The following is a 25498-nucleotide window of genomic DNA, read 5'->3' on the forward strand; positions in this document are numbered from 1 at the left end:
TTCCCCCCCCATACTCTCAAACGGAAGAAAACCTAGACCATTTCAAAACCACTTGTTTTCTATCACTCGCTTCTGAAGAATCGCCCTGTACGTGGTCAGTGTCGAATCCTGCACAAGATTAGCGTGAATATCCAACCAATGCTCCACCATCTCGCCAACGGTAGGAGTAGTTTTCGCTTCTTCAGGCTCTGGCGTGACTGGCACACTGACCGAGCTATAGAGATTGGTGCTAACATCTCCAGCGATTACAGATCGCCATGAACCAAGCTCAATACGCTTCCGTACGATCGACAGCCAAGCGTAAGCATCCATCTCGTCGTTGAACGTCGTATCAGCGCTGTATCTCACTCCATCCGGTGCCGTGTACCGCGCTTGGTACCTGCCAGACTTCAATCGTCTAACGCTGCCAAATTTCTTTCCTGAAGCTTTGTATGTGCCCAATTTTTGCCTGTATTCCCGTTCGTGCCCTCATCGTAGATTCAAGGGGCACAGAACGTCGTGATAAAATGTTTCTAACGGCGAACTGGGAAAACCAGAGGAAACAAAACAGGCCAGAAAGCGGAAATACTTTCTGACCTGCATGAAACGTGGGCCCTCCGGGGCTCGAACCCGGGACCTGCGGATTAAAAGTCCGTAGCTCTACCAACTGAGCTAAAGGCCCAAAGCATATTCCTTAAGCGTTACGCTTACTGAATAGCACGAGGAGCATTGTACCGCGTTTTTCCAAAGGCACCTAATCCGCACGTCACACTCACCAATCTTAACGACAATACAGCTCCACCCCACCCCCTCCAAAGTCCAGATTTACCCGCTCAGATCACGAGCCTAAAGTGACACAACACCCCGCAACCTTAAGAAAAGATGGACTCCTAAAAGGGGTAGCCGTCCACAATGGGCAAAAATGAAAAAATTTAATATAACCCCACTTTACAGTGCCTTTTTAGGACGATCCCCTTCTTTTGCGCACTTTTTGACGTGTAGTAGAAATGTTATCTATCCCTCTTTTTAGGAACTTTCTAAGAAAACAACCGACTATATATTTACGCACCTCACGTTGGTTTGGGTGTGGGTCCCCATGGGCGTGCAGTAGGTACGAATGGCCGCCAAGCCGGCATCCCCTCGTGTCGTGTGCATGCCATCATGGTGACCTCGAATGATCGCAGAAAGTTCTCCTCTGATGGACTTAGTGGATGTTTCACGGTGGCAGTTCGGTATTACGACTGTGTACCACTTTCTTTTCGTACCGCTGACAATCGGCTTGGCTCCGATCGTCGCAGCGATGCAAACTGCTTGGTTTATTACCAAAAAAGACATGTGGCTTCGTTCCACAAAGTTCTTTGGCACACTTTTTCTCGTGAACTTCGCCATGGGCGTAGTCACTGGCATTGTTCAAGAGTTCCAATTCGGCATGAACTGGAGCGAATACTCCCACTTTGTGGGAGACGTATTCGGCGTACCTCTTGCGCTCGAAGGTTTGATCGCCTTCTTCATCGAGTCCACATTCCTAGGACTATGGATTTTTGGTTGGGGTCGCCTGCCCAAGTCAGTCCACTTGGCGTCGATTTGGTTAGTCGCGATCGCCGTCAACGTGTCGGCTTACTTCATCATCGTGGCCAACTCGTTTATGCAGCACCCCGTCGGTGCGCGGTTTAACCCCGAAACGGGTCGAGCCGAGCTCGTGTCGTTAGGCAAGCTTTTAGCCAACCCCACTGCATTGGCTGCATGGCCGCATGCGGTAACCGGTTCCCTGCTGACCGGTGGCACCTTTGTTGCTGGTATCGCTGGTTGGTGGATGATTCGTGAGCGTCGAGCACAGCGGACAGAGGATGCTGCGTTTTGGCGTAAGAACTTCCGGTTGGGTGCATGGACCACGTTGGCTAGTGTGGCGGGATTGTCACTCACCGGTGATATCCAAGGCAAGCTGATGTTTGTTCAGCAGCCCATGAAGATGGCCGCTGCGGAATCGCTGTGCGAGACAGAGCTCGATCCTTCGTTCTCGGTGCTCTCGGTAGGTACGCACAATAACTGCGAGTCCGTAAAGCACTTGATCGACGTGCCGGGCGTGCTCAGTATTTTGTCGCAGAACAAGCTCAGTGGCGTCACCCTAGAGGGTGTTAATCAGCTGCAGGAAAAGTACGAGGCTTTGTACGGTCCTGGCAACTACGTTCCAAACTTGTTTGTCACCTACTGGTCGTTCCGCGCAATGATCGGCCTGATGGCGGCGTCGGTAGTGTTGGCGATCGTTGGTTTATGGATGACTCGCAAGGGTCGCATTCCGCAACTGCGCTGGTTGGGTACCGCAGCTCTTATCGCTGTGCCGTTCCCGTTCTTAGCTAACTCCGCTGGTTGGGTCTTTACCGAAATGGGTCGCCAGCCGTGGATCGTGGCTCCTAATCCGGAGGCTATCCCCGGCAGCCCTGACGGCGAAGATCTCATTCATTTGATCGTTGACTTTGGTGTTTCCTCGCACCCGACCTGGGTGGTCTGGACCTCTCTGATTGGTTTTACCTTGGTGTATGGATCGCTTGCCTGCGTGTGGTTCTGGCTGATGAAGAAGAAAGTTGTGGCCGGAGCCAGCGAGGATTCTTCGAGCATGCTTGGCTATGGTCCTCACAGCGGCGATCACGCCGAATCCCCTGCCGATGATCTGTTGCACCTCGGCGCTCATGCTACGGAAGGTAAGGAGTAACACGATCATGGATCTTCAAACAGTGTGGTTTGTGTTAGTTGCGGTTCTATTCGCTGGTTATTTTGTCCTCGAAGGCTTTGATTTCGGTGTGGGTATGTTGCTGCCGTTTTTGAGCAAGCAGGAGCGTACCGCTGCGATTAAAGCCATTGGACCTGTGTGGGATGGCAATGAAGTGTGGCTCATTACTGCAGGTGGCGCACTTTTTGCAGCTTTCCCTGAGTGGTATGCCACCATGTTTTCGGGTTTCTACCTGCCATTGTTCCTCATTTTGATCGGATTGATTCTGCGCGGCGTTGCTTTGGAGTGGCGCGGCAAGGTTGACACTAATGTGTGGCGTGATCGTTGCGACATCGGCATTGGTATCGGTAGCTGGGTTCCCGCTTTGTTGTGGGGTGTGGCGTTTGCCAATGTTGTTCATGGTGTGGCTATTGATTCTTCGTTCCACATTGATTCCAGCCTGACTGGGCTTATCGCTTTGCTAAACCCGTTTGGTTTGCTCGGCGGCGTGGCGTTTGTGCTGGTGTTCTTGCTACATGGCGCGTTGTTCCTCAAGCTTAAGACTGAGATTACGGTCATGGGTTCCTTGGCTGGCCGGTTGTATATTCCGGCGGCAGTTGTGGGCGCAGTGTTTTTGGTGTGGACTCAGCTCGCACATGGTCGTGGCTGGACGTGGGCACCGTTGGTTATCGCAGTGGTTGGCTTGGTCGTTGCGGCGGTAGGTATTCGTGGCAATCGTGATGGTTGGGCATTTGCGGCAACCTCGGTTGTTATTCTTTGCGTCGCAGCGGTGTTGTTTGGATCGTTGTTCCCGAACTTGATGCCCACCACGCTTGCCGACGGCACCAGCTTGACCATTTACAATGCGTCTTCTTCGCAGTACACGCTCACCATGATGACGTGGGCTGCTGTGCTGGTCACACCACTGGTACTTCTGTACCAGGGCTGGACGTACTGGGTTTTTAGGCAACGAGTGCGCGTGTGAACATCCGGTTTTTAACGTTGATTCGCCCCGCGCGAACGTTCATTGTGATTGCTGCTGTTATTCAAGTAGCGTCCGTGGCGTTCGTCGTGGGGCGCGGCCTTTCTGTGGGGTTTTTGGTCGCGGGCACTATTGAGCACTGGCCGGATCCTATGCCTCATGTTGGAGCATGGGCTGCGGTGTTGGTGATCAGTGTTGTCGGTGTGAGTGCGATGGCATGGATGCAGCGCTGGTGGTCTGCAACAGGTGCTGGCCCTGTTATTACAGATGTACGTTCCCGCACGTTAACGGCGCTGAATGCTACGGATCCTAGGGTGGTGCAGGAAAACAGCAGTCGATGGAAGGTGGTGTTGGGGGCGGGGCCGGAAAGCGTGGAAGGCCTACGTCCGTATCTGTCGGCATACATTCCGGCGGTTTTGTCCTCGGGGATTTCTACGCCGATTGTGCTGGTCGTCATCGCGCTTATCGACGTCCGCTCTGCTCTGATCGCAGCAGCAACGCTGGTGTTGATCCCTATTTTTATGATTTTGATCGGCACGCTCACACGGGATCAAACACAACAACGCCTCCATCGAGCCCAAGTGTTGGACCGCCACATCATTGATTTGTTGCGCGGTGCTCGCACGCTCCAAGAAATCGGCGATACGTCTGCAGCACAATCACAAGTACGCAGCAGTGGGCGTCGGCACGCCGCTGCAACGATGTCGGTTCTGCGCTTGGCTTTCCTGTCATCTTTTGCTCTGGAATTTGTGGCCACTCTTTCGGTAGCGCTTGTTGCCGTAAGCATCGGCGTGCGCCTGGTTGATTCCTCAATGACGCTGCACGCAGGACTTATCGCATTAATCTTGGCCCCCGAGGTGTATAACCCACTACGGGCAGTAGGCACCGCTTATCATTCATCAGCCGATGGCATGACAGCAGTAGAAACCGCCCTGGACCTTATCGAGTCCAAACCGCAAACTGCCAACGTTGCACCACCGAAAACCGCCACGGTTGTTTCGGACGGTGAGGTGAGCGTCGATAAGCTCAGTGTGCATGGCCGCGACGGTATCCGCCCACACAATCTAAGTTTTCAAGCCCGCCCAGGCGAGGTGACGGCCCTCATCGGCAGCAATGGTTGTGGAAAATCCACAACGCTGCTCGCCATCATGGGCATGATCAATTACGAAGGCACGATCGCTGCGCCGCACAGCATCGGATACCTCCCGGCGCGCCCTGCCCTGTGCACGGGAACGCTGGCTGACAACCTCTCGTTGTTGGGGCCGCGTGACCGCGACACCGCTGGAGCGTTGTTGCGCACAATCGGATTCGATATTCCGCTTTCGCGCACCGTGACTTACCAAGGCGAGGGCCTATCGAGTGGGCAAATAGAACGGTTGGCTTTCGCACGCACCTGTTCGCAGGAATGCGCCGTGTATCTTTTCGACGAACCCACCGCCCACGTGGACCCTGAAACTGCGAGGAAAATGTGGGAGCACATCCGCGGCCTTGCCCGCAACGGTGCCACTGTGATCGTAGCGACCCACGACCTTGCTAATCGCGCCTACGCCGACCAGGTGATTGTCCTATGAAACCCATCGACTTGTTATTTCAGCATGTTTCCCGCCGTGCCCTTGCCGGCGCGATTGCTATCGCCTCACTGACGTTGCTGAGTTCGCTTGGGTTGATGGTACTTTCTGGGTGGCTCATTACCCGCGCATGGCAGGCGCCACCAATCCTTGATTTGGCCGTTGCGATTACTGCTGTGCGAGCTTTAGGATTATCGCGTTCCGTCATGCGCTATGTTGATCGCATTGTGACCCACCGCTATGCGCTGTCTGCACTGAGCAGCTTGCGCGTCCAGGTATTCCAAGCGGCGGTTTCTCAAGGTCACGTTTCCGATACGCAAGCGCAACGCGCACTGGGTGCCGACGCGCAACGAGTCACTGACCTTATCGTGCGCAGCATCGTACCTCGTGGGGTGGCTGTGGTACTCAGTGTGCTCGCCGTTGCGGGAGCTGCGTGTTTGTTGCCCTTCGCGGGGTTAGTGTTGGCGTTCGGATTGTTGCTCACCGGCGTGGTGATCCCACGCTGGGTGGGTTCAGATCGTTGGCAGGCTATTCATACTGCGGAGGTTGCAGCACGAGATCAACTAGATGAGTCTTTGGACGCAGTGCTTAATCACCGCGTGGAGTTTCAGGCAGCAGGGCTGGGAAATCGCAAAAACGCCCGTGTGGTGGCAGATTCGCAGAAGATGGCGACAGCCAGTACCCATAGGCTCAAGCGCCTCGCGGCTATCGACGCCACCGTGGTCGCGGTTTCTGGTTGCACACTCTTGCTGGTCACAGGGCTAGGACTGCACTTTTACCAAGGATCGCCCATGTGGCTAGGCATGCTCGTTCTCCTCGCAATGTCTGCATTCGAATCCCACGCGCCGCTAGTCGAAGCCGCAACGCATCATGTGATCGGCATCAAAGCGGCACAGCGCATGACAGCTTTTATGGGGCAGGCAATCGAGTTCCCAGCCCCTGGCATCGCCAACGCTACCGAGGCCCCCGCGCTACGCGTAGAAGATTTAACCTGCGCTTGGGGCGACAACACATGGAACTTTAATGTGGAGTTTGGGCAACGCCATGTGATTCGAGGCCCCAGCGGCTGCGGTAAAACCACCCTATTGCGTACCATCGCAGGGCTTAGCCCCGTAGTATCCGGATCGGTCACAATCGCAGGACACACAGACACACATAGTCTGCGAACATGGACGCGGCTGTTTTCTGAAGACGGTTACATCTTTGCCACAAGCATTCGTGAGAACATCCTCGTGGCGTGCCCCGACGCCTCAGACGAGCTCATGTATTCCACTGCGCGCGCTGTAGGTCTAGGGCCGTGGCTCGATGCCCACGACGGCCTCGACACCATTCTTAGTGATGGTGCGGAGTCAATTTCTAGCGGTCAGCGACGACGTTTGCTCCTCACCCGCGCACTGTGTTCGACTGCACCTATTGTGCTTCTCGACGAACCTACCGCCCACATCGACGACACCGACGGCCGGCGCCTACTCCACATGCTATTGCATGAGCCCCTACCCGGCGCGCTCCCCCAGCGCAGCGTCATCGTAGTCACGCATATGCAGTAAAGGCATGAAATAACAACGAAGGGTCGGCACCTTTCAGATTATCTGTGTCAGTGCCGACCCTGTGTTGTTGAGGTGGTTACTTCTTCATGGAACCAGTCTCTTGGAAACGCTGGTGGAAGCTCAGTGCTTCACCCAACAGGTGTGGGGTCTGCATGATCTTCTTTTCCTTGGCGAAGGCCAGGGCGCGATCGTAGTAGTCCTGTAGAAGTGGTCGGTAGTCAGGGTGCGCGATAGCGATGATCTTTTCTACACGCTGACGTGGGGCTAGACCACGGAGGTCGGCGTAGCCATACTCGGAGATGAGGACCTTCACATCTTGCTCAGTGTGGTCTACGTGGGAGACGAATGGCACGAATGCGGAGATGTCGCCACCCTTGGCAACCGATGGGGTGATAAAGGAGCTGATGAAGCCGTTGCGGGTGAAGTCTGCGGAACCACCGACACCGTTCATCATGCGGGAGCCGGTGACGTTGGTGGAGTTAACGTTGCCGTAGATGTCGGCTTCGATAAGGCCGTTGGTGCAGATCAGGCCGAGGCGGCGGACAACCTCTGGGTGGTTGGAGATCTGCTGTGGGCGCATGATAATCTTCTGGGCGTAGTTCTTTGCCTCTGCGTTCATGCGCTCTGCGTACTCAGGAGACAGCGAGAAGGAGGTTGCGGAGGCGACGGTCATCTTGCCGGCGTCCATCAGGTCGACCATGCCGTCCTGGATCACCTCGGTGTAGGCCTTGATGTTTTCGAACTTGGAGTCCAGAAGGCCTGCCATCACAGCGTTCGGCACGTTGCCCACACCGGACTGCATGACGTAGCCGTCGTAGGACAGGCGGCCAGCTGCGACCTCGCCTTCGAGGAAGTCAAGGAAGTGTCCAGCGATCTGCTTGGAGGTTTCATCCAGTGGCTTGAACGGTGCGTTGCGGTCAGGGGCATCGGTTTCTACGACGGCAACAACCTTGGACAGGTCGATGTCGATGTAGGTGGTACCGATACGCTGGCCGGCCTCGGTAATCGGAATTGGCTGTCGGTTAGGCAGCTTGTTCATGCGGTAAATATCCGCCATGCCTTCGAGTTCCTCGGACTGCCAAGAGTTAACCTCGATGATGATCTTCTCGGCGTTGTCGAGGTATTCCACATTGTTGCCCACAGAGGAGGATGGCACGATGTGGCCTTCTTCGGTGATGCGAACTGCCTCAACGATAGCCACATTCATCTGCCCAAAGAAGCCCTGCTCAACGTAGATACCGAGCTCGGACAAGTGATAATCGGCGTACAAAGTGGTGCCGTCGTTAATCTTGGAGCGCAAGATTGGATCGGACTGGTATGGGGTACGGAAGCGCAGGGCATCAGCCTCTGCGAGCACACCGTCACAGTCAGGTGCAGTGGATGCACCGGTGAACAGATCGATCATGTATTCGTCGCCACGTGCGTGCGCTTCTTTTGCACGCTCTGCGATAGCAGTAGGCAAAGCCTTCGGGTAACCAGCGCCGGTGAAGCCGGACACGCCCACTTTGTCACCGTGATTGACAAACTGCGCAGCCTCTTCAGCCGACATAACCTTGCCACGAAGCTGAGCGTTCGCAATACGATCAGACATTAAATCCTCCTCAACAACGTCTGCCGCAGTGCATGCCAAAAGAGAGGCAGGCAGTATGTGGCAGATTTTTGGTTAATAACCAGCACTTTAAACGCATCAATGTGAAAACGTCCGAGATACCAGCATATAGTTACGGACACCACAATACCGAAGATCCTCTCTTCGTGTTGCTTAGTTCACTAAAGCACATTTTTCACCCCCACACATGGGGATATTTCGGGGATTTTTTAGCGACTACACAGTTCAAACAGATAATTTCGCCCCATCACCCCCACATCGCACGTGTGCAGCCTCATGCCACGTTTGTGTCACCCATAGCCAAGAGGGAACAATAGTGCAGGTGACTTTGACGATCGGCTCCCTAGCACTCGACTCCGTAGTAGCGCTCGCCCCCATGGCAGGCGTAACCAACATTGCGTTTCGTACCCTCTGTAGAGAACAAGAACTCGAACGCACCGGAACCGTATCGGGGCTCTACATCTGCGAGATGATTACCGCACGCGCCCTCGTGGAGCGCAACGAGAAAACACTCCACATGACCGCCTTTGGTCCGCAAGAAGATATTCGCTCCCTGCAGCTGTACACCGTCGACCCCGAGTACACCTACAAAGCAGCCAAGATGATCGCAGAAAACAGCATGGCCGATCACATCGACATGAACTTCGGCTGCCCCGTACCCAAAGTAACCAAACGTGGTGGCGGATCCGCACTCCCATATAAACGTCGACTATTTAGCAACATCGTCGCAGCCGCCGTCAAAGGCGTCGAAGGAACCGATATCCCCGTCACCGTAAAATTCCGCATGGGCATCGACGACGACCACCTCACCTACCTCGACGCCGGCCGCATCGCTGCCGAAGAAGGTGCCGCAGCCGTAACCCTGCACGCCCGCACCGCAGCCGAGCGCTACTCCGGCGACGCCCACTGGGACGCTATCGGCACCCTAAAAGATCACATGCGTGACTCCGGGATTCCCGTGCTTGGCAATGGCGACATCTTCAAACCCGAAGACGCCAAAGCCATGCTCGACGCCTCCGGCTGCGACGGCGTTGTCGTCGGTCGTGGCTGCCTCGGCCGCCCCTGGCTATTCGCGGGGATCTCCGTAGCCCTGCGTGGCGAAGAACTCCCACCAGAGCCAACACTGGGCGAAGTCACCCGCATTATCTACCGCCACGCAGAGTTGCTCGCTGAGCACGACGGCGAAAAGAAAGCCTGCCGCGATATGCGCAAGCACATGGGCTGGTACATGCGAGGCTTCCCCGTAGGCGGTGAATTCCGCGGTGCCCTCGCAAGGATCAACTCGCTTACCGAACTCCGCGAGGTGCTCGCCCCCTTCGCAGACTCCGATGCCCTAGCAGCCGACTCCGATAGCGCACGCGGACGCCAAGGTTCACCCGCTAAAGTTGCCCTCCCCGATGGCTGGCTCGACGACCCCGACGACGCCACCGTCCCAGAAGGCGCTGAGATCATGCACTCAGGCGGATAACACCTATATAGTTGCTGTATGCGCACAACGTATCGAGAGCATCTAGACGCATTTGCACAAGATCTGATTACCATGTGCGACACAGTTGCCGCAGTGGTAGAGGGGGCGTCGACAGGCCTGCTGGAAGGATCACTCCAATCCGCCCAACATGCACTGTCACTCTCCGACGAACTCGACGAAGTAAAAAGCCGCGCTACCAAACGCGCCGTCCAACTTCTCAGCCTAGAAGCCCCCGTCGCCCGCGACCTCCGTCAAATCGTCTCCTCCATCTACATCATCGAGGACTTCGACCGCATGGCCTCACTTGCCATGCACATCGCCAGCATGGCACGACGACGCCACCCCGACCTCGTCATCCCAGAACCCATCCGCGGATACTTCCACGAAATGGCACGACTGTGCACCGAAATGTCTGACAAAACCCGTAGCGTGCTCGTCGATCCCGACGCAGACGTTGCCATCGTGCTCGCCGCCGACGATGACGCCATCGACGACATCCACGAACACATCATGACACTTCTAACCAAGAAGGAATGGCCGTTTTCTACCCGCGCCGCCGTGGAAGTCACTTTGCTCGCCCGCTATTACGAACGCTTTGCCGACCATACCGTTAACGTGGCAGCACAAATCGTGTACCTCACCACTGGTCTTATGCCGGAGGAATACAAAAAGAAACGTGACGACGGCTTCGAGCCCGACGAGATGGAAGCCCGCTTTGCCCAACTAGAAGAGCAATTCGCCAACTACGACTGGCCCAAACCAGCCGATTAAGGGGGTGGGCTGCACAACACTTCACACCAAATCCAGCAAAACTAGCGAGTTTCACTCGATTTGGTGTGAATTAAATGCCGAGCCACCCCCAAAAATGACTAAAGCCTCTTGGATGCCGATGTCCAAGAGGCTTGCTTCTTCGCTACAGGTTATGCGTGGGATACGCCCAATGCAGATGGGGCTTTCAGCGTTACGTCCATGCGAGCACCCATGCGCTTAAAAGGCGAGGTGAGAAAATCTACGAGGTTGAATGCTCGACGCTCACGCTGTGCATACATATTGTTGAATGCCACATCGGCCGCGTTCATCAGCTGATCTGCGGTAGGAAGATCAAGCTTGGTTGCGGTGACGGTGCTCGACATAACAGATCCTTCGCTTTACTAGGAGTGTTCTACTGCCCACGGTGGCGGGCAACGAGACTTAGATTAGGACCTCGAGGTAGACACCAAGGGCCGTTTAGGTAAACACTAGGTTAACTTTCTCGGCCGCTCGGTTAACTTTTCTCATGCAGTCCTGTGACCTGCGGTTTTTATCCGAAGCGACCGGAAATATAGTCCTCAGTTTCTTGAGAATGTGGCGTAGAAAACATTGTGGCAGTAGGCGAATACTCCACCAGATGGCCTGGTTTGCCCGTTGCCTCCAGAGAAAAGAATGCGGTGTAATCCGAAATACGTGCCGCCTGCTGCATATTGTGCGTCACGATCACAATGGTGAAGTCCTTCTTCAGCTGCTGGATGAGTTCCTCGATAGCCAAGGTAGAGATGGGATCCAACGCTGAGCATGGCTCGTCCATAAGGAGCACATCCGGCTCAGTAGCGATCGCGCGCGCGATGCATAGTCGCTGCTGCTGGCCACCCGAAAGTCCACCACCTGGCTTATCAAGGCGATCTTTTACTTCTTCCCACAGGTTTGCCCCACGCAGAGCTCGCTCGGTGACCTCAGCCAGCCGCTTCTTGTCTTTAACACCTGTGAGGCGCAGACCAGCGACCACATTGTCGGCGATGGACATCGTAGGAAATGGGTTAGCTTTTTGGAACACCATTCCCACGGAGGAACGCACCATCACTGGATCTGTGTCGGATGCATAGATGTCACGGCCATCGAGAAGCACGCGGCCGTCGATACGCGCGCCGGGGGTGACTTCATGCATGCGATTCATCGAACGCAACACGGTGGACTTTCCGCAGCCCGACGGCCCGATAAAGGCGGTGACGCGATGAGACAGAATCTCTAAGTTGACATCACGCACCGCATGGAAATCGCCGTAATAAATATTGAGATGGTCCAACTGAATCTTAGGAATTGGCATTTATACGGCAACTTTCGTTTTCGCGGAGATCACACGAGCTCCAATGGTCAGAAGAGAAATAAGAAGCACCAAGGTCAATCCAGCGCCCCACATCTTGTCCAATACGGCATCGGCAGTACCCGCCTTGAACATGTCCAACATCATCAGCGGCAAGGAAGACTGCGGGCCAGACACCGCATCCCAATTGATTACCTGAGTGCTACCCACCAAGATGAGCACGGGCGCAGACTCCCCCATCACGCGTGCAATCGCAAGCATCACACCGGTAATAATTCCAGGTAGGGCTGTAGGTACCACTACGCTTACGATCGTGCGCCATCGAGGCACTCCAAGGGCTAACGACGCCTCCCGCAGGTTCTGCGGAACGATGCGCAGCATCTCTTCAGTCGTACGAACCACCACGGGCACCATCAAAATCAGCAGCGCAATCGATACCGCAATACCAGAGCGTTCGAAGCCAAGAAGCACGATCCATAAGGAATAGACAAACAACGCGGCCACGATTGACGGGATACCCGTCATGATGTCCACCATGAAGGTGCACATTTTGCCTAGGCGGAAATCACCGGCGTATTCCACAAGGAAGATCGCAGCTAAAACACCTAGCGGGATAGCAACAGCGCTGCACAGAAGGGTTTGCACCAAGGTGCCGATCATCGCGTGTAGCGCGCCACCACCAGCAACCGAATACATCACGCCCTTTTGGGAGGAAGTCCACCACGATGAGGTGATGATCGTGCCAACACCGTGACTGATCAAGGTATACAGCACCGAAAGCAACGGCACGATAGCTACAACAATGGCGAGAGTCACCGCGACAGTGACAACGCTGTTGCGCAGGCGTCTGGAGAACAAAACAGTCATAGAAGGGCTCTTTCTAACGAGACGACTTCTGGGCGATCAAGCGCGCCAGCGAATTGACCACAAAGGTGACAATGAACAGCATGAGGCCTGCAGCGATGTATGCCCCGGCGCGAAGATCGTCGTTGAACTCCGGCGCGGCATTCGCGATTGCGGTTGCGAAGGTGGTGCCGCCATCGAACAGCGAGAAACGGAACTGCGATGAGGGGGAAACAATCAGGTAGATAGCCATCGTTTCACCTAGTGCGCGGCCAAGTCCCAACATGGAGGCGGCGATGAAACCGTTGCGGCCAAAGGGCAGCACTACCATGCGGATCATCTCTGCTTTTGTTGCCCCGAGTGCGAGCGCTGCCTCGACGTGGGAGCGCGGCACAGCGGCAAGAACTTCGCGGGTGGTTGCGGCTATAACGGGCAAGATCATGACGGAGAGGACAACAGCACCGGTCAGGATGTTGCGGCCGGTAGCAAAGGCCGGCGAGTTGGGATAAACGTGGAAGAGGAAGAATCCATTAGTCACGCGGGCTAGCCATTCATAGACGCCGGAGAGCGTGGGCCCAAGGACCTGCCAACCCCACAGGCCGAAAACGATCGACGGAACGGCTGCCACCATGTCCACGAGAAAACCCAGTGGTGTGCGGAGCATGCGTGGGGAATAAAAGTTGAGGAAGATACTCACGCCCAACGCCACTGGCATTGCCACCATAAGCGCCAGCGCGGAGATCAACACCGTGGTGGCCAGCAGGTTCGGGATTCCGAACAGCATGGCGGAGGTCGTTGCCACGTTCCAGTTGCCGGCATAGGTGAGGAAACCGAGCAGGCCGCCTGGGTGATTACTGATGGCGGGGATCGCGCGCCACAGTAGGAAGGTGCCGATGGCGATCACCACGGAGATGATGGTGATGGCGGAGCCGCGCGTGAGCCCTTCGAGGACACGGTCGGCGTATCGACGTCGCTTAGGGGCGTGGTGCTTGGTTGGTTGCGCAGAGGACTGCGGGCGTAACGTGCCGTCTGTTTGCCTCAGCGTGGGCAGAGTAGAGGTCATGGGTTGTGCTCCTTTTATAGCGCGTCCACAGCAGCGGTGAGGCGCTCGAGGTGTTTACCTTGAACAGGGATATAGCCGAGTTCTTCCAGCTTGGAATCTTGGGATTTCAGCACTTGGGACAAGAAGTTTTTCACATGGGTGCGGGTAGCTTCGTCGTATCCTGCCGAGCAAACAATCTCGTAGGTGGTCAGAACCAGCGGATATGTGCCTTCTGCTTTTTGTGCAAACAGTGCCGTGGTGTCCACCACCATGTCGTGACCCTCAGTCTTGAAGGTCAAAGCATCAAGGGCCTTGCCCACCGAGGCAGAATTAAGCTCTACGGAACCGGCACCGAAGTCGATGGAGGCAACGTTGAGGCCTTGCTGGCGGGCAAAACCGGATTCCACGTAGGTGATGGCGCCGTCGATAGTCTTGGTTTCCGAGGCCACACCATTAGAACCATTCGCACCCGAGCCAACGGACGCAGGGAATGCCGAACCAGACGTGGTCCACTCCTGCGGGGCCGCAGCAGTTAAGAACTTTTGGAAATTATCCGAGGTACCAGACTCATCCGAGCGGTAAATAACAGAAATCTTGGTATCGGGAAGCGAGACACCCTTGTTAGCCTCTGCAATCGCAGGGTCATTCCACTGGGTGATCTTGCCAGCAAAGATCTTGGCAATCACCGCCGTAGGCAAGTTCAGGTGATCTACACCCGACAAGTTATAAGCCACAGCCACAGGCCCCACCACCATAGGCAAATGCCACGCGTCGTTGCCATTACAACGATCTTTCGCTGGCTGAATCTGCTCTTGTGCCAGTGGTGAATCCGAACCACCGAAAGCTACTTGGCCTGCGATAAAGTTCTTGCGCCCAGATCCAGAACCTGAGGCGTTATAGGCCAAAGAGGAACCCGAGAAAGCTTCTTGGTAGCGCACATTGAAATAATCCATCGCGTTTTGTTGCGAAGATGCACCTTCTGCGACGAGTTCGCCCGACGCACCAGTAGACGCAGCGGAAGAGGACGATTCAGTTTCCGAGCATCCTGTCAGTGCAATACCTGCTGCGCTGACAAAGGCAATGGAGGCGCTAAGGCGCTTGATGGTGACAGAGAAGTTCACAAAAAGCCTTTCGACGAAAAAACGAGGGAAATGCCAGCACCGCGGTGGTGCCACTGGTGAACTCTAAAAGAGTTAGGTAACGCACTTGCGCTACCTATGTGAACAACAGGAAAACAGGACATAGATAGATCATGCCCGCAGGTTATCCATATAAAATTCGCTAGTTTTACCTCCATTCCCCTTCTCGCAACACCCACCCCCTAGCACCCCCACAATAAGAAAGGTGAACAGAAATCCCTTTCTGTTCACCTGTGCGTTACCTAGCGGCTCGCTATGAAGAAGGCTGCGGAGAATACGTCACATGGGATTCAACCACGTGGAAACCTAGGGCATCATAAGCCCTACGCGCCGACTCATTATCGCCTTCTACATAAAGGATCACCCGACGCGCATGTTCATACTCCAAATGGTGCAGTCCCATGCGGATTAACAAATCCCCCAAACCACGGCGTCGATAAGCACTTCCTAGGCCCACAACGTACACCTCGCCATCGCCGCCTTCTGACAGATCACCGTGGCGCTTCGTCCAGTGGAAACCGGCAACAGTGCGCTTGGCGGTATCGATAAGAAACAACACATCGGATTCTCGGAACCACTGTGTATCACGCGCCTGAGCCAACCGAGCGCTATCCCAACCACCCTGCTCAGGATGCCACTCAAAGGCCTCGTTATTCACACGCAACCACTGCTGCTCAATATCAGGGATGCTCTCATAAGCCTCGTTTAACGCCAACACCCTAAAACCATTAGGAACCTGCAACTGGGCAGACTCCACCAGCCGATTCCCCTCGACTGCCATCACAAGCAGCTGACGTGTTTGTTCCAACTGCAGTGCTTTTGCCACCGCCTTTGCACCCGCACCATCACCATGCGCCCACACATTCTTAACCCCCTGGGACACCACATGCCGGATAAGGAAACTGCCATAGCCCTGCCGCCGGAATGCTGGATCGACTACCACCTCAGCACTATCACCATCGCGTGCTGCAACCCCGACTACCTGGTCGTGGCTATCCATCACACAAGAATGCACATGGCCATCGTCAGCCCGCTGAAGGCCATTAAGAAAACTTTCTGAAAACGGTGCGCAACCATCTGCGCGGGTTGCCGCCGCAAGAATCTCATCGACACGATCACGCAGAACCGCCGAGGCTGAAGCTAAGAAGGTTTCAATCATCTTCATATGCCCCACCCTACGCACCTAGTGGTAAAAATAAAGGAGTGCACAACGACTCCGACCCCCGAGTGCGCCGTCGTGGCGCCCACGCCCTGCTCATCACCATCCTCTTTTTCATCGCAGTTGGCCTGATCCTGTGGGCTATCGACGCCGCCATCGCCGCCCGAGCCGAGCACCGCATCTCCCAAGCCGTTCGCAACAACGCACAGCTCGATCAAAACCCAAGTGTGTATGTAGGCGGAGTACCTTATACCGCGACGCTGATTACCGGAAAGATCCCAGAGCTATCCGTCAACGTCTCTGACGTGGAAGTAGCAGACTTCGGCCTGCTGGTTGCTGGCACCTCAGTCACCGACCTCAAACTCAGCCGCAGTGAGGTACTCAGCGGCAGCGTAGACGGAGCCAAAGCACAGCTGGTGTCCCGCGACGTGGGATTCGATGCCGTGGCCGTAGGAAAACAACTAGGAATCGACGACCTCGACCTATCTAATCCCTACGACATCTCACCAGCCGGTACCAACGCCAGCGAAGTTCAACTGCGCGGCACCCCCCACGGCTTCCACAGCCCAGTCACCGTGCAAGCAGATCTTCGACTAAAAGGCGAAGACTTCTACCTCACCCCCACCACCGTTATGGACCGAGGCGATAACACCGCCAGCGACGCAGACATACTCGCAGCCTTTGACTGGACCTTGAACACCCGCACCCTGCCGATCAATGCCCAAGCAAGCTACGTGTACTTCTCAGGCGGCACCATCAGGTTCGAAGCCCAAGAACGCAACGTCACGCTGCGCCTCGAAGACCTCTCGCCGCTGCGCTCTACCAACAACAAAGTAGTTGTGGAATAACGTGGAATAACTCTGTGCGTCACAAGCGTGGATCGAAAAAGCTCAAACCCACTTTGAGCATAGATAACGGAGTTGGTTTCACCGGCTCCGTCGGCGCATAAACCTCAATAGCGTCAGCCACCGCTTTTAACGTCACCTCATCAAACTGGCCCACATATTCGCCATCAGCTTGGAAGCGTTGGTTCTCGTGGCACACGATGCTGACCTCGGTGGCATCATCAAACATCAAAGTACGACGCTGCAACACATCGGCAATGACCTTATTGTGGCCAATACCCACAAGGTGTGCCATCGAAGCCACACCACCAATGCCACGAAGATCAGTAATCGCCCACAAGCTCAAACCCAAATCAAAAGAATTACGCGGATTGGTCACCACAGGCAACGGGCCTAAAAATGTCCACGGATTAGTGTTGGAAGCAATCACAATGGGGAGACCGTCATGCACAAATTCCTCACCATTACGGTTTATCGCCCGCACGCTCATCCGCGGCGCATGCCGGTGCAGCTTCAGCCACGAGCGTATCGCAGCATGAGCATAACGCAGCGGAGTCGCAGCAAATCCGCGACGCCGCACTCTTTCCACCGCAGCGATCACATCAGCATCAATGCCAAAGCCCGCATTGACCGCAAACCACTGCGAGCCCCACTTGCCCAAATTAATCCGGCGCGTACTGCCCTTGTGCAGCGCGTCCGCTAACACCTCAGCAGCATGCGCCGGATCCGCAGGAAGCCCCAGCGCACGAGCAAACACATTGGCAGAACCAGTAGGGATCACCGCCAACGCCGGTGGGGCCGCAGGTAGATCGCCTAGCAGTCCATTAATAACCTCGTTGACCGTGCCATCACCGCCCACGGCGATGACGACGTCATAATCCTCTACGGTGAGGTTTTCGCACATGTGACGAGCATGTCCCGCATAGTGGGTCATCTGGGCGCGAAGCTCCAGACCAGGGATTGCGCGCAATGTTGGAATGACATGCCGAAACATCTCAGCGGACTGCGTCGTCGAGTTCGGGTTACTAATAATAAGGGCGCGCACGCCACCCACCTTATCGCCAAACGCGAACATTTGTGGTGTATGCCAACCAAACAAGTAGGCTGGTGGACTATGAGTGAACACATCAACGATGGAGTACAGCCCACCGCGCTCAGCGGTAACGACGCAGCCAACCGTGCTGCCGAGCAGTGGAAAGAATCCGCACACCGGAACATCCCAGGCCTAGGCGACCTACCTATTCCTAATGACACCGCCAACCTTCGCGAGGGCCCTAACCTGCACGATGGCCTTCTCGCACTTCTCCCCCTCGTTGGTGTGTGGCGTGGCACCGGACACGCGGACACCGCCGAAGAGGGCCAGTACGCCTTTGGCCAGCAGATTACCTTCGCACACGACGGCGAAAACTACCTCACCTATGAGTCGCGTATCTGGAAGCTTGACGACGAAGGCAACTCCACCGACTTGGATTACCGCGAGTCCGGCTTCTGGCGCATTAGCCTCAAAGACGAAATCGAGGTAGTACTTACGCACTCCACTGGTGTGGCAGAGATCTTTTACGGCGAGCCTATGAACGAGCGTGCATGGCAAATCGAATCTGCTTCCACCATGGTTACGGCGCAGGGCCCAGCAACCCTTGGCCCAGGCAAGCGCCTCTACGGCCTGATGCCTAACAACAACTTGGGATGGGTAGATGAGCGCATGGTCGATGGCGAGATGCGTCCACGGATGTCCGCAGAACTTTCCCGCGTGATCGGTTAATTACAGCTACGGTGCTGTCAGTGCTGTCTCGATCAGCTCCCGAATCTCGGATTCGTTGTCTGGTCGGGGCAGTTTTGTGTCATTAATCCGCCGCACTCGAGTGGCGCCTCGAACGGAGCTGATCAGCCACACGCTGTCCGCCTTTTCCGTGAGGTACACCTCGTCCATGTCTTTGAGTTTGCAGTTCCAACCTAGGTTCGTTGCGTAATCAAAAAGCGCCGCTTGGGTGGTACCTAGCAACACGTCCCCACTGGGGAAAGGACTGCGGATTTTATTTCCGCGAAAGGTCACCACAGTTGAGGTAGCACCTTCGAGAATACGATCTTGTTCGGTGAAGATGACGTCGTCAAAGCCTTCTTTTTTCGCCCAGCGTAAGGCGGCCATGTTGGACGCATAGTTGAGCGTCTTAGCCCCGATGACCACCCAAGGCACGCAGTTGCTGGTGTCAATATGGTAACCACGTGGGGTTGTCATCACCCGCACGCCTTGTTCCCGCTGTTCAATAACGGAATCAGGCACTGCTGTAATGGTCAGCCATGCCGAGGGGTGCCCGGTGCTGGCACGCCCACGGGTGTACGTCCACACGCATTTTGCGTCGCTCTCGCACTGCTGAAACCACTTCTCCACTGCCATCGACGTCGCATGCACCCAGTGGTCTAGTCGCGGCTCCGGTAGATCCAGCAGAGCTGCGGAATCACGGAAGCGCTGCGCATGGCGTTCTAGGTTGCATGCTCGACCGTGCCGAAACAGGATCGTTTCAAATACGCCGTCTCCACGCGTTACGGCCGCATCATCCCAGTACACCAAAGGGAGAAAGGGGCTGTGATCGCGCACCGATCCCCCATAGGGCTCAACGGCAATGATGATGGGCTCATGCTTAGGTGAAGACGTGTCTGTCGCCATGTACTTCATTATGCCCGCTGAAGCACGCGCATTTGGGATGTACGATCTATTTTGTGACAAATCCTGAATCACTCGCCACATATTCCAGCCCCCTTTTGAACCTGCCTGGTGCGGCAGAGCCTCAAGGTGGCAACGAGATTCCCGAATACACCGGTGTCGCTTGGCACTACGGTCAACCTCTAGTAGAGCAGCGCTACTTTGAACGCAGCGGCGGATTTGTCGATCGTTCACATCGCGGCGTGCTGTGCATAAGCGGCGAGGATGCTGCGGTGTTTTTGAACAACCTAGTGTCCCAAAAACTTATCGAGCTTCCCAACCCTTGGGCTGGTGAGGCGTTGGATTTAGATATCCAAGGCCATGTTGTGCACCACATGGAAATCATCGCCACCGATGAGGTGTTCTATGTGCATGTTCCTGCAGCTCAGTTGGAATCCTTGCACACCTTTTTCACGCGGATGATCTTTTGGTCGAAGGTTACTGTCGAGGTGATCGACGCGGCAGTGATCAGTGTTATCAGTGCGCAGCATCTTGATGCACTCGTCGACGCTCCCCTCCCCGAGGCATTAGCGGTTAGCCCTGTTATTGATTTTTCGTTGCCGCGTCGCGACATCCTAGTTCCACGTACCAGCCTCATGGCAGTAGCGGCTAGTTTGCAAGAGCGCGGTTTTCAGCCGGCTGGCATGATGGCTTATACCGCAGCGCGGGTGCGTTCTGTGCAACCCGTGATGAGTTTGGACATGGATGCAACAACGATCCCGCATGAGGCGGCATCGTTGATCGGACGGGGTGACCACATTGGTGCGGTGCACCTTAACAAGGGGTGTTATCGCGGGCAGGAAACTGTAGGGCGGGTGGAAAACTTGGGTCGTTCGCCACGAGTGCTTGTCATGGTGCTTATCGACGGTTCCGCGCCCGAGCAGCCTCATCCTGCTGCGCCGCTTACGGCCGGTGGTCGGACGGTGGGATTCCTTGGCACTGTGGTTGATGATTTCGAGCTCGGCCCCATTGGTCTAGCGGTAGTGAAGCGTTCAGCGCTGAAGTCTGCCACCTTGCAGGCGGGTGACGATGTGGCGATCAGTATTGACCCCGACTCCCTGCCACACGACGATGGAGAGAAAGCTGGACGCGCGGCAATCAACAAATTGCGTGGACTGTAAGAAATTCATCACCCCTTGTTGTGAGCTGCGAAAATACCCATGCGTAAAGTTTTAACTACGCCTTTGTTGGGGGAACAATTCCCGTGCGGTACACTCTCAGTGCGACAAATTGCTCCGTTTCGGGCTATTGTGTCTTATAGGAAAAAACACGTCGAATAAATAGCTAAATGGAGAAGAACACATACCCATCCCTTCTCCTGTTCACTCCAAGGGGGTCATGCCATGGGTCGCGGTCGCGCGAAGGCTAAACAGACCAAGGTTGCACGCCAGCTTAAGTACAACACGCCAGATATGGATTTGGACTCTCTGCAAAGGGAGCTGGCCCAGAAGTCCCCAAGTTCGAACAAGAGCCATTCTGACTCTTATGTGGATGACTATGAGGACGTAGCCGACAAGTATGCCGATTACGGCGACTGGGAAGAAAAATAATTCTTCTTTAGCCGAGCTAAGTATCCCCCCTGAGCACTACTCAGGGGGGATACTTGTTGCTTCAGAAAAGAGGCTGACCCAGCTACCGAAGCAGCCGCGCCAGCCTCCCTGCTTTCACAGCGATTTTCGGCTTAGTAGCCTGGGTGGTTGCCGGTCAGGATGACAAAAGGTTCGTCATCCTCGGTTGCGCGCACGGTGCCTAGCTCCCATGCGTCGATGTGACGGGCGGTCAGGATGGCCAACGCGCGGTCGCGATCCTTTGGAGCAACAACAGCGACCATGCCGACACCCATGTTGAAGGTCTTTTCCATCTCAACCTGAGGGACCTGTCCAATGGTTTCGATCGTGCGGAAGATCTGGCCAGGGGTCCAGGTGGCACGAGAAAGCTCTGCAGTAAGGCCTTCTGGGATCACACGGGCCAAGTTGCCGGCTAGGCCGCCACCGGTGACGTGGCAGAAGGTGTGCACCTCGCATTCGTCGGCAAGCGCCAAGCAGTCTTTGGTGTAGATCTTGGTTGGCTCGAGCAGTTCTTCACCCAAGGTGCGGTCGAATTCTTCCATGTGGCCGTCGAGAGGCAGACCAGCTTTCTCCAGCAATACGTGGCGAGCCAAGGAGTAGCCGTTGGAGTGCAGACCAGACGATGCCATAGCAATAACAACGTCGCCGTTTCGCACGCGGTCTGGACCGAGAACCTCATCGGCTTCAACAACGCCCACGGCGGTTGCGGAGACGTCGTAATGCTCAGGCTCCATCACACCTGGGTGCTCTGCGGTTTCTCCACCGAGCAATGCGCAACCAGCCTGGATGCAGCCCTCGGCGATGCCGGACACGATTTGTGCCACGTGCTCTGGCACAACCTTGCCGATGGCGATGTAGTCCTGGAGGAACAGCGGTTCCGCACCACAGACAACGAGGTCATCCACGCACATCGCCACCAAGTCGATGCCGATGGTGTCGTGCTTGTCCATAGCCTGGGCGATAGCCAACTTGGTGCCTACGCCGTCGGAGCCTGCTGCGAGCAGCGGCTCACGGTACTTGCCGAGTGCGAACAGTCCGGCGAATCCGCCGAGGCCGCCACGAACCTCTGGGCGGGTTGCTTTCTTGGCTAGTGGGGTGAAAAGCTCGACTGCTTTGTCGCCGGCCTCAATATCCACGCCTGCGGCAGCGTAGGAAACGTTGTCGTTCTTTTCCGTCATGTGGGGACCTTTAATCCTTATGTTAGTTTGGGGTGTAGGTATAGGTGGTTATTCGCCGCTAGTCGACGCTTGCGCACGAGCTGCGTTTCATCGCAGAAACAAGCTCTGCGTTCTTGTTTCCGGCGGGCATACCGATGGGGTATTCGCCGTCGAAACAAGCACAACATAGTTCGGCGCGGGGCTGCTGAGCGGCTTCGATCATGGCGTCGGTGGAGACGTATCCCAAAGAATCTGCACCAAGGGCGGTACAGACTGACTGCACAACCTCGGCTTCGTTATCGCCGGTGACAGCGTTGGCGATCAGTTCACCAGGGCTTGCAAAGTCGATGCCGTAGAAGCATGGCCACTTCACAGGTGGCGAGGCGATACGCACGTGAACCTCGGCGGCACCGGCTTCGCGCAGCATGCGGATCAGGGCTCGCTGGGTGTTGCCACGCACGATGGAATCGTCTACAACGATCAGGCGCTTTCCTTGGATAACCTCACGCAGCGGGTTGAGCTTGAGGCGAATACCCAGCTGGCGTAGGGTTTGCGACGGCTGAATAAAGGTGCGGCCAACGTAGGCGTTTTTCACCAAGCCTTGACCGAAAGGAATCTTCGATTCTTGGGCGTAACCCACCGCAGCGGGGTTGCCGGATTCTGGGACTGGGATGACAAGGTCGCCGTCGATAGGCGATTCCCGTGCTAGCCTTCGTCCGATTTCCATACGGGTTGCGTTGACGTTGCGGCCGTGGATTGTGGAGTCTGGGCGCGCAAGGTACACATACTCAAAAACGCAGGTTTTGCGTTGTGGTTGTGCGAAACGTTCGCTGCGGATGCCGGCGCCGTCGATAGCAACGAGCTCACCTGGCTCGATCTCGCGAACAAACGACGCACCCACGATGTCGAGTGCACACGTTTCCGAGGCAACTACCCAGCCGCGCTCAAGACGACCCAGTACGAGAGGGCGAACGCCCCATGGATCACGAGCGGCGTACATGGTGCGACCATCGGTGAAGGTCAAGCAGAACGCACCACGCATATGCGGCAGGAGTGCTCGGGCGGAATCGAGCAAAGATGTACCCTCCGATACTCCGTGTGCCAGCAGGGCTGTCATCACATCGGAATCGGAGGGCTCAGTGTCAGGTTTTACCAAATTGTGCTCTGCGGCTTCTGCCATGAGCTCGAGGTAGTTCACCAGATTGCCGTTGTGACACAGCGCCACATCGGTTCCTTCTGGGGTTACACGGAACATTGGTTGGGAGTTTTCCCACATCACTCCACCTGCGGTGGAATAGCGGGTGTGGCCGATGGCCACGTCTCCGCTGAGGGATTCCAAGGTAGGTTCATCAAACACCTGGGACACAAGCCCCAAGTCTTTGAATACTACGACTTGATCGCCGTCACCGACGGCGATTCCCGCAGCTTCTTGTCCACGGTGCTGCAGGGCGAAAAGTCCAAAATAGGTGAGCTTGGATACTTCTTCGCCTGGAGCCCACACGCCAAAAACGCCACATTCCTCGCGCGGAGCCTGTTCGCCGCGGTCATCAAGTTCTGTCAACGTTGAGGGTACGGTAGTGGAATCAAACGGAAGATTGTCTTTTTGGGGCCGGTCAGTTTGTGCCACGTTGCCCATAGTAACGTGCATTGCCACGTTGCACTAATGCTCTAGGTTTTGCACGCTTACCCTCGCGTTATACAGGGCCATGGTGATCAAGCGTAACCACGGGTAGCCAGTGTGCGACCTCCCCCGCACGGGTGCCCGAAGCCGACACATGCGGATTGTCTGCGTAGGGATCGAGCCCAGTAGCAAGCCGCAACCATGCCAACGGTGTGGTTTCTACAACGTTGGGTGGTGTGCCGCGGGTGTGCCTTGGACCTTCGATGCATTGCACGGCAACAAATGGTGGCACTCTGAGTTCGACGGAGTTGCCCGGCGCGAGCTTTTCGACGGTTCTTAGGGTCAGACGTACAGCTGCGGCGATGGCCGTGCGTGAGGGCTTTTCGACGCTTTCCGGATGTGCGATCCAATCGGCGATGGCGAGTACTGCAGCTCGTGTTTCTGCAGGATCTGGGGCTCGTCGTGCCATGTGCTTGTACCTCCGGTATTTTCGATTGCATGACTACACGCTCCCCTCACGTTACCCTTCGTTTTCTTGCGGCTCCCACCGATGTGTTGATGGCTGGTAGCCACGGCGTGGGTGGTGGTCGTGTGTTGGAGTGGATTGATAAGGCTGCCTATGCGTGTGCGGTGCAGTGGTCGGGTACTTACTGTGTGACGGCGTATGTGGGCCATATTCACTTCACGCGTCCGATCCCTTCGGGGCATATGGTGGAGGTACGTTCGCGGATTGCGATGACGGGGCGGTCGTCGATGCACATTGTCAATGAGGTGTTGTCGGCGGATCCACGCGAGGGTGTGTTTACTCGCGCGTGCGATTGTTTGGTGATCTTTGTGGCTAAGGATCCAGAAATGGGCGGGGCGATGCCGGTGCCGTCGTTTACGCCTGATGGTTCTGAGGAGCAGCGGGTGTTAGAGGCTGCGTTGTCGCGTATTGATCTGCGCAAGGCTATCGAGGAGGAGATGGAGAAGCAGACTTATGTTGGACCTTCCGATGCGCCACGGTTGGTCACGCGTTTTTTGGCTAAGCCTACGGATGTGAACTGGGGTGGCAAGGTTCATGGTGGTACGGCCATGGAGTGGATCGATGAGGCTGGTGCTGCGTGCACTATGGAGTGGTCTGGGGAGCATACCGTTGCGGTGTATGCCGGTGGTATTCGTTTTTATCGCCCGATTCAGATTGGCGATTTGATTGAGGTGGATGCGCGCATGATGCGTACTGATAATCGCGGTATGCAGATGTCGATTTTTGTGCGTTCAGGTAATCCTCGTGGCGGCCGCGATGATCTTCATACTGCCATTCATGCGACGGTCAGTTATGTTGCGGTTGATATTGATGGCAATCCGCTGCCAGCGCGTCAGTTCGTGCCACGTACGCAGGAGGATGTACAGCTGGCAGAGCATGCCAATGTGCTGCGTGAGCTGCGAGCACAGTACTCCCCTATGCCATTGATTGCGCAAAAGACCACGCAGCGCATTGACTAAG

Annotated in this window: 24 protein-coding genes and 1 tRNA gene; 11 read left to right on the plus strand and 14 right to left on the minus strand. The window is 55.8% G+C overall.

Translation table 11 applies throughout. The features are described 5' to 3' along the window. Positions 1–42: 42 nt before the first annotated feature. Positions 43–348, minus strand: a complete 306-nt coding sequence (locus ABMV07_RS11005) for a hypothetical protein (protein ID WP_088267636.1) — start codon at positions 346–348, stop codon at positions 43–45. 240 nt (positions 349–588) lie between these two features. Beyond that, positions 589–661, minus strand: a tRNA-Lys gene (locus ABMV07_RS11010). 516 nt (positions 662–1177) lie between these two features. Here ABMV07_RS11010 and ABMV07_RS11015 point away from each other — a divergent pair. The 4 genes from ABMV07_RS11015 to cydC are packed head-to-tail and all read left to right on the plus strand — an operon-like array spanning position 1178 to position 6783. After that, positions 1178–2689 carry a cytochrome ubiquinol oxidase subunit I gene (locus ABMV07_RS11015; protein WP_196981543.1) on the plus strand — a complete coding sequence of 504 codons (1512 nt, stop codon included), beginning with the start codon at positions 1178–1180 and terminating at the stop codon, positions 2687–2689. A 7-nt stretch (positions 2690–2696) separates the two neighbouring features. Further along, positions 2697–3671, plus strand: coding sequence for a cytochrome d ubiquinol oxidase subunit II (gene cydB, locus ABMV07_RS11020; protein WP_088267634.1), 975 nt, complete (start codon positions 2697–2699; stop codon positions 3669–3671). Next, entirely contained in the window at positions 3668–5239 is a 1572-nt protein-coding gene (locus tag ABMV07_RS11025; RefSeq protein ID WP_197692020.1) for an ABC transporter ATP-binding protein/permease, read from the plus strand. The genes cydB and ABMV07_RS11025 overlap by 4 nt, the downstream gene beginning before the upstream one ends. Next, the gene (gene cydC / locus ABMV07_RS11030) at positions 5236–6783 is read left to right on the plus strand and encodes a thiol reductant ABC exporter subunit CydC (RefSeq protein ID WP_374064610.1); all 1548 of its coding nucleotides are present in this window, start codon (positions 5236–5238) and stop codon (positions 6781–6783) included. The genes ABMV07_RS11025 and cydC overlap by 4 nt, the downstream gene beginning before the upstream one ends. Before the next feature lie 76 nt (positions 6784–6859). Here the strand turns inward: cydC and ABMV07_RS11035 are convergent, their stop codons facing one another. Then, a complete protein-coding gene (locus ABMV07_RS11035; protein ID WP_197691169.1) occupies positions 6860–8374 on the minus strand; it encodes an acetyl-CoA hydrolase/transferase family protein in 1515 nt (504 codons plus the stop codon). Positions 8375–8714: 340 nt separating this feature from the next. Here ABMV07_RS11035 and dusB point away from each other — a divergent pair, with 340 nt between their 5' ends. After that, positions 8715–9860, plus strand: coding sequence for a tRNA dihydrouridine synthase DusB (dusB, locus tag ABMV07_RS11040; protein ID WP_197691168.1), 1146 nt, complete (start codon positions 8715–8717; stop codon positions 9858–9860). Between the two features lie 18 nt (positions 9861–9878). Beyond that, a complete protein-coding gene (gene phoU, locus ABMV07_RS11045) occupies positions 9879–10631 on the plus strand; it encodes a phosphate signaling complex protein PhoU (RefSeq protein ID WP_088267630.1) in 753 nt (250 codons plus the stop codon). 149 nt (positions 10632–10780) lie between these two features. On the opposite strand, the gene ABMV07_RS11050 is transcribed toward phoU, so the two are convergent. From ABMV07_RS11050 to mshD, 6 genes are all read right to left on the minus strand, one after another. Next, positions 10781–10993, minus strand: coding sequence for a hypothetical protein (locus ABMV07_RS11050; protein WP_088267629.1), 213 nt, complete (start codon positions 10991–10993; stop codon positions 10781–10783). Between the two features lie 167 nt (positions 10994–11160). Next, positions 11161–11940 (minus strand): phosphate ABC transporter ATP-binding protein PstB, encoded by a 780-nt coding sequence (gene pstB / locus ABMV07_RS11055; protein ID WP_162495027.1) that lies wholly within the window; start codon positions 11938–11940, stop codon positions 11161–11163. Then, entirely contained in the window at positions 11941–12804 is an 864-nt protein-coding gene (gene pstA / locus ABMV07_RS11060; protein ID WP_197692023.1) for a phosphate ABC transporter permease PstA, read from the minus strand. Between the two features lie 13 nt (positions 12805–12817). Beyond that, the gene (pstC, locus tag ABMV07_RS11065) at positions 12818–13843 is read right to left on the minus strand and encodes a phosphate ABC transporter permease subunit PstC (protein WP_374064611.1); all 1026 of its coding nucleotides are present in this window, start codon (positions 13841–13843) and stop codon (positions 12818–12820) included. Between the two features lie 14 nt (positions 13844–13857). Then, a complete protein-coding gene (gene pstS, locus ABMV07_RS11070; protein ID WP_371891562.1) occupies positions 13858–14925 on the minus strand; it encodes a phosphate ABC transporter substrate-binding protein PstS in 1068 nt (355 codons plus the stop codon). A 289-nt stretch (positions 14926–15214) separates the two neighbouring features. Then, entirely contained in the window at positions 15215–16126 is a 912-nt protein-coding gene (mshD, locus tag ABMV07_RS11075; protein ID WP_088267625.1) for a mycothiol synthase, read from the minus strand. 38 nt (positions 16127–16164) lie between these two features. On the opposite strand from mshD, the gene ABMV07_RS11080 reads away from it, so the two are divergent. After that, positions 16165–16968: a DUF2993 domain-containing protein gene (locus ABMV07_RS11080; RefSeq protein ID WP_088267624.1), complete on the plus strand. Its 804-nt coding sequence runs from the start codon at positions 16165–16167 to the stop codon at positions 16966–16968. A 19-nt stretch (positions 16969–16987) separates the two neighbouring features. Here ABMV07_RS11080 and ABMV07_RS11085 read toward each other — a convergent pair whose 3' ends face one another. Beyond that, the gene (locus tag ABMV07_RS11085) at positions 16988–18010 is read right to left on the minus strand and encodes a diacylglycerol/lipid kinase family protein (protein ID WP_088267638.1); all 1023 of its coding nucleotides are present in this window, start codon (positions 18008–18010) and stop codon (positions 16988–16990) included. Positions 18011–18079: 69 nt separating this feature from the next. Here ABMV07_RS11085 and ABMV07_RS11090 point away from each other — a divergent pair, with 69 nt between their 5' ends. Beyond that, a complete protein-coding gene (locus tag ABMV07_RS11090; protein ID WP_234917893.1) occupies positions 18080–18727 on the plus strand; it encodes an FABP family protein in 648 nt (215 codons plus the stop codon). Positions 18728–18733: 6 nt separating this feature from the next. Here ABMV07_RS11090 and ABMV07_RS11095 read toward each other — a convergent pair whose 3' ends face one another. Next, entirely contained in the window at positions 18734–19630 is an 897-nt protein-coding gene (locus ABMV07_RS11095; protein ID WP_197692027.1) for an aminodeoxychorismate lyase, read from the minus strand. A 95-nt stretch (positions 19631–19725) separates the two neighbouring features. On the opposite strand from ABMV07_RS11095, the gene ABMV07_RS11100 reads away from it, so the two are divergent. Together ABMV07_RS11100 and ABMV07_RS11105 are read left to right on the plus strand one after the other, a co-directional pair. After that, entirely contained in the window at positions 19726–20787 is a 1062-nt protein-coding gene (locus tag ABMV07_RS11100) for a YgfZ/GcvT domain-containing protein (RefSeq protein ID WP_088267637.1), read from the plus strand. Positions 20788–21009: 222 nt separating this feature from the next. After that, on the plus strand, positions 21010–21216 hold the full coding sequence (locus ABMV07_RS11105; RefSeq protein ID WP_003852791.1) for a DUF3073 domain-containing protein: 207 nt from the start codon (positions 21010–21012) through the stop codon (positions 21214–21216). A gap of 131 nt (positions 21217–21347) precedes the next feature. Here ABMV07_RS11105 and purM read toward each other — a convergent pair whose 3' ends face one another. The 3 genes from purM to ABMV07_RS11120 are packed head-to-tail and all read right to left on the minus strand — an operon-like array spanning position 21348 to position 24481. Then, positions 21348–22412: a phosphoribosylformylglycinamidine cyclo-ligase gene (purM, locus tag ABMV07_RS11110; protein ID WP_088267621.1), complete on the minus strand. Its 1065-nt coding sequence runs from the start codon at positions 22410–22412 to the stop codon at positions 21348–21350. 58 nt (positions 22413–22470) lie between these two features. Continuing rightward, positions 22471–24039: an amidophosphoribosyltransferase gene (gene purF, locus ABMV07_RS11115; protein WP_197692028.1), complete on the minus strand. Its 1569-nt coding sequence runs from the start codon at positions 24037–24039 to the stop codon at positions 22471–22473. Between the two features lie 46 nt (positions 24040–24085). Continuing rightward, a complete protein-coding gene (locus ABMV07_RS11120; protein WP_088267619.1) occupies positions 24086–24481 on the minus strand; it encodes a sterol carrier family protein in 396 nt (131 codons plus the stop codon). Positions 24482–24510: 29 nt separating this feature from the next. On the opposite strand from ABMV07_RS11120, the gene ABMV07_RS11125 reads away from it, so the two are divergent. Next, on the plus strand, positions 24511–25497 hold the full coding sequence (locus tag ABMV07_RS11125; protein WP_197692029.1) for an acyl-CoA thioesterase: 987 nt from the start codon (positions 24511–24513) through the stop codon (positions 25495–25497). Position 25498: the final 1 nt, after the last annotated feature.

Source organism: Corynebacterium belfantii, assembly GCF_041898185.1.
Classification (GTDB): domain Bacteria; phylum Actinomycetota; class Actinomycetes; order Mycobacteriales; family Mycobacteriaceae; genus Corynebacterium; species Corynebacterium belfantii.

What these genes read in the sequence shown, in the direction of transcription:
- ABMV07_RS11015 (WP_196981543.1), top strand. Translation starts at nt 1,178, where the DNA reads ATGGACTTAGTGGATGTTTCACGGTGGCAGTTCGGTATTACGACTGTG.
- cydB (WP_088267634.1), top strand. Translation starts at nt 2,697, where the DNA reads ATGGATCTTCAAACAGTGTGGTTTGTGTTAGTTGCGGTTCTATTCGCT.
- cydC (WP_374064610.1), top strand. Translation starts at nt 5,236, where the DNA reads ATGAAACCCATCGACTTGTTATTTCAGCATGTTTCCCGCCGTGCCCTT.
- ABMV07_RS11035 (WP_197691169.1), bottom strand. Translation starts at nt 8,374, where the DNA reads ATGTCTGATCGTATTGCGAACGCTCAGCTTCGTGGCAAGGTTATGTCG.
- phoU (WP_088267630.1), top strand. Translation starts at nt 9,879, where the DNA reads ATGCGCACAACGTATCGAGAGCATCTAGACGCATTTGCACAAGATCTG.
- ABMV07_RS11050 (WP_088267629.1), bottom strand. Translation starts at nt 10,993, where the DNA reads ATGTCGAGCACCGTCACCGCAACCAAGCTTGATCTTCCTACCGCAGAT.
- pstB (WP_162495027.1), bottom strand. Translation starts at nt 11,940, where the DNA reads ATGCCAATTCCTAAGATTCAGTTGGACCATCTCAATATTTATTACGGC.
- pstA (WP_197692023.1), bottom strand. Translation starts at nt 12,804, where the DNA reads ATGACTGTTTTGTTCTCCAGACGCCTGCGCAACAGCGTTGTCACTGTC.
- pstC (WP_374064611.1), bottom strand. Translation starts at nt 13,843, where the DNA reads ATGACCTCTACTCTGCCCACGCTGAGGCAAACAGACGGCACGTTACGC.
- mshD (WP_088267625.1), bottom strand. Translation starts at nt 16,126, where the DNA reads ATGAAGATGATTGAAACCTTCTTAGCTTCAGCCTCGGCGGTTCTGCGT.
- ABMV07_RS11090 (WP_234917893.1), top strand. Translation starts at nt 18,080, where the DNA reads ATGAGTGAACACATCAACGATGGAGTACAGCCCACCGCGCTCAGCGGT.
- ABMV07_RS11095 (WP_197692027.1), bottom strand. Translation starts at nt 19,630, where the DNA reads ATGGCGACAGACACGTCTTCACCTAAGCATGAGCCCATCATCATTGCC.
- ABMV07_RS11105 (WP_003852791.1), top strand. Translation starts at nt 21,010, where the DNA reads ATGGGTCGCGGTCGCGCGAAGGCTAAACAGACCAAGGTTGCACGCCAG.
- purM (WP_088267621.1), bottom strand. Translation starts at nt 22,412, where the DNA reads ATGACGGAAAAGAACGACAACGTTTCCTACGCTGCCGCAGGCGTGGAT.
- purF (WP_197692028.1), bottom strand. Translation starts at nt 24,039, where the DNA reads ATGCACGTTACTATGGGCAACGTGGCACAAACTGACCGGCCCCAAAAA.
- ABMV07_RS11120 (WP_088267619.1), bottom strand. Translation starts at nt 24,481, where the DNA reads ATGGCACGACGAGCCCCAGATCCTGCAGAAACACGAGCTGCAGTACTC.
- ABMV07_RS11125 (WP_197692029.1), top strand. Translation starts at nt 24,511, where the DNA reads ATGACTACACGCTCCCCTCACGTTACCCTTCGTTTTCTTGCGGCTCCC.